Below are 3,613 nucleotides of genomic sequence, written 5' to 3'. Positions count from 1 at the left end.
GCCCTGCGGACCAGGTGGTTGCTGACCTTGCCGTCCGGGATCGCCTTCACGGTGATCGTGACGCGGCCGTCCTGGCGGTTCGTCGGCGAGGTGAGGGAGTAGGCACGCCACAGGCGCACCCCGTCGACGTCGACCCCGATCCGCACGTACTGACCGGCTGTGTGGCCGCGCCAGCCCCGTCCCGGCCTGATCACGATGGTCGCGGCGTCACCCGTCTCGGGGTGCACGGCCTCGATGCGCCCACGCAGGTCGGCGCCCGCACGCAGCGGGCTGACCAGGTCGAGGTAGTCCGACGGCAGCAGCGGCGTCGTGACCATCTCCAGCAGTTTCCACGCCCTGCTGCGGAGGGCTGTACTCGTCATGACCCCAGCTTGCTGTGCCTCAAGGCGTAAAGTCCTGACCGCAGGACGTAAATCTGGCTGGCAGAATTGTTCGCAGGGAATAGAAACGTGAGCCATGCAATCCAGAGGGCCAGCGAACTGGCCCTGGACGAGACGACGGTCACCGCACTTCGGGCCGAGCTGAAGACCACCGCCGACGAGGTCGTCCAGGCGATCATCGACGAGGTCCCTCCCTACGCCAACGCCCTTTCGGGCCACATGGGCGCCACCATCCGCCGAGCCGTCCGCACCGCCCTGGGGCACTACCTGGACCTCGCGAGCGGGAACGCCACAGGCGGCGACGCCGGTGACGCAGCCTACGAGCTGGGCCGCGGCGAGGTGCGCGACGGCCGCTCGATGGACGCCCTGCTCAGCGCCTACCGCGTCGGCGCCCGCGTGGCCTGGCGCTGCCTGGCAGCGGGTGCCGTACCCGCAGGTCTGCCCGCCGCCGAGGTCGCCAAGTTCGCCGAGCTGACCTTCGCCTACATCGACGAGCTCTCCGCCGCGAGCGCCGCGGGCCACGCCGACGAACTGGCCGCCCGGGGCAGGGACCAGGAACGCCACCTGGAGCACCTGGCCCGCGACCTCCTCGCCGGTGCGAGCCCGGACATGCTGCTGGCCTCTGTTCAACGGGCCGGGTGGCAGCCTCCGGTTTCGCTGACCGCGGTCCTGCTGCCCGCCGCCCAGGCCCGGCCCGCCTACCGCGCACTCGACCCGAGCACCCTCGTCCTCGACGATCTGCCGGACGCCACCGGTGTACTGCTCGTCCCCGACGCCGACCGATCACATCTCCTGCGGCAGCTGACCGACCGCACCGCCGTGGTCGGCCCCGCCCGGCCGTGGACTCGTGCGTCCGCCTCGTACGCACGAGCCGTACGCGCGCGCTTGCTCTCCTCCGATATTCGCGACACCGAGGACCACCTGCCCGAGCTGGTGCTGAGCGCCGACGCAGACGCGTACGCAGACCTGCGCGCCCGAGCCCTCGCGCCATTGCGGACCTTGCCCGTCGCGACCGCACGGCGGCTGGAGGAGACGCTGCGGGCGTGGCTACTGCACCAGGGCAGGCGGGACGAGGTGGCCGCGGCGCTGTTCGTCCAACCCCAGACAGTCCGATACCGGATGTCGCAGCTGCGGGAGCTGTTTCCGGACCTCGCATCGCCACAACGGGTCCTGGAACTGACGATGGCTGTCGGTCTGCGGGACAGCTGACGCGCACTTCGACCGTCCACGACCGCGTCCACGATCGGTCCAGGAACCGTGCCTCGCTCTCGGTGCCCGCAGCTGGCCCATGCGCCCCGGGAAGAGCCGTATGAACCAGCTGAGACCGGGGGTGAAGACCGGACAAGGCCTCGGGAAGCCCGTCGGGGGCGCCGGCTCTGAGAAGCGCGGTGGCGCATACGGCTCGACCGGGCCCGGCGGACCATGCGCACCGGCCCGCTCGTCGACGCGCTCACCGAGCATCTGGTTGGCGATCTGGGCCGCTGTGCCCTGGCACGAGCTGATCCACGGGCGCGCGGCGGCTGCAGCTGGGTGACCGGCCGGGCGGCCAGGCCGGGTCACCAGGCGCAGGGGGCCGGACCGTTCGCGCCGGGGACCACCGTGGGTCTGCGACAGCCCCGTGTCTCCCTTCCGACAGGTCAGCCGAGCCACCGACCGGGCCGGCCTGGCACACCGTGCGAGGGATGATGAGGAAGGAATGACGGAACGTGAGGTCAGGAGCTTCCATGGCGAACCGAGTTCACCGGCCCCGCGAGGACGCGGAGTTCGATTTCATCCTCGGGATGAGCAAAGTTCCGGTCCTCGCATACTTCACCGGGACATGGCCCAAGGCAATCGAGCCCTGCCGGGTGATGGACCTCGTCGTGGGTGGCATCGCCGACGAGTACGCGGGCCGCCTGACGGCCGTGCGCACGGACATCACGCGTTGTCCGGCCGCAACCGAGCGATACGGGATCACCGGAGCCCCGTCCTGCGTCCTGTTGAAGGAGGGAGAGGCGGTGGCGCACGGTACGGGGCCTATGACCATCGCCGAGGTACGGAAGTTCCTGGACGGCCAGCTCTGAGCGGCCGCTGCGGCACGTGGGGCGCGACGCCCGGAGCTGCGCCGACCACCCGCAGGCCTCACGAACGGTCTCACAACCGATGTCGGGCTCCGCTCGTCCGGCCAGCGATTCACGCTCAACGAGCTCCGTGGGAGGCGCGCCCGGGGCGTGCCGCAGCCCGGTAGCGCACTCGACTCGGGGTCAATTGGGCCCAGGTGCAAAGCCTCTCGTCCCGACGGCACGGAAGGCCTTCGAGGGTGACAACCCGCGGGGGCCCCTTCCGCTTACGGCTGCTGGGAGAAACCGGCGCACAACGGCCCGCGTCCCCCGCGCCGTCGCGGGCGAGCACGTACTGACCCTGTAACGAGCGTCAACGCGCCCTCGCACAGCAGGTGTTCGGCCTGGCAGAGTGGGGTGGGTACGCCGAGCGGCGGCTGGGGAGGCACGGGAGACATGACGGCGACGATCTCCGTGAAGGTCGAGGGACCGGTCGGGCTGGACGAGCCGGAGCAGCTCCTGGAGGAGCTGGGACGGGAGACGGGGCTGACCTGGCGGCTGGAGACGGCCGGGCAGGACGGCGCCCTCGACGGCAGCCTCGCCGCCATCATGGTGGAGGCGGTGCTCGGCGGCACTGTCGGCGCCGCGGTGCAGGTCGCCGTGCAGCGGGCGATCGAGAACTGGCGGGGTCGCAGGCTCGATCCACCGCCCGTCACCATCATCGTCGTCCAGCCCCCGCAGGCCCCATCGCCGGCTCAGGACCCGCAGCCCGCGCCGCGCACGGACGGCCTCACCACTCCCGATGGGAGCTGACCGGCATGGCATCCCGGGCGTTGGTGATCGGGGTCGGTACATACGGTGAGGAATCCGGTATACAGGGCTATCCGACGATCGAGGCGAGCGCCCGTGCCTACGGGGCCGCGCTGGCCCGGGACCCCCGGTGGGGCGCTGCCGAACGCTCCCCTGTGCTGGGGCCGGACGAAGTGCAGACGGCCGACGACGTGATGTGCGCACTCCAGGAGGCGGCCGCGGCCGGCGAGGGCCCCGAGGACACCCTGCTCGTGGTGTACGTCGGGCACGGCGCCTACTGGCAGGACGTGCCCGGCGGCCAGGTCCACTTCGCGGTCGGCTCCTCGCGCGTCAGCGAACCCTGGACATGGCTGTCCGCCTGGTACGTGTACCGGGCGATCAGGA

5 protein-coding genes are annotated in these 3,613 nt (G+C 71.2%); 4 read left to right on the top strand and 1 reads right to left on the bottom strand.

Features of this window, described 5'->3' with window-relative positions; genetic code table 11:
- The coding region (locus tag JF597_RS48300) for an FAD-binding oxidoreductase (protein ID WP_294012013.1) at positions 1-317 on the bottom strand (317 nt) is incomplete at its 3' end.
- Positions 318-449: 132 nt separating this feature from the next.
- On the opposite strand from JF597_RS48300, the gene JF597_RS48295 reads away from it, so the two are divergent.
- The 4 genes from JF597_RS48295 to JF597_RS48280 form a co-directional block, all read left to right on the top strand.
- Positions 450-1,589, top strand: a complete 1,140-nt coding sequence (locus JF597_RS48295) for a CdaR family transcriptional regulator (protein ID WP_294012010.1) — start codon at positions 450-452, stop codon at positions 1,587-1,589.
- Between the two features lie 515 nt (positions 1,590-2,104).
- Complete coding sequence (locus JF597_RS48290; RefSeq protein WP_069761951.1) at positions 2,105-2,443, top strand: thioredoxin domain-containing protein; 339 nt, start codon at positions 2,105-2,107, stop codon at positions 2,441-2,443.
- Between the two features lie 432 nt (positions 2,444-2,875).
- Positions 2,876-3,232 carry a hypothetical protein gene (locus tag JF597_RS48285; RefSeq protein WP_294012006.1) on the top strand — a complete coding sequence of 119 codons (357 nt, stop codon included), beginning with the start codon at positions 2,876-2,878 and terminating at the stop codon, positions 3,230-3,232.
- Positions 3,233-3,237: 5 nt separating this feature from the next.
- Positions 3,238-3,613: hypothetical protein (locus JF597_RS48280; RefSeq protein WP_294012004.1), on the top strand; the 376-nt coding region annotated here is incomplete at its 3' end.

This window comes from Streptomyces sp. (assembly GCF_019510245.1).
Classification (GTDB): domain Bacteria; phylum Actinomycetota; class Actinomycetes; order Streptomycetales; family Streptomycetaceae; genus Streptomyces.
Note: the sequence above shows the minus strand (reverse complement) of the source record. Positions and strands in the feature narration are given on the sequence as shown.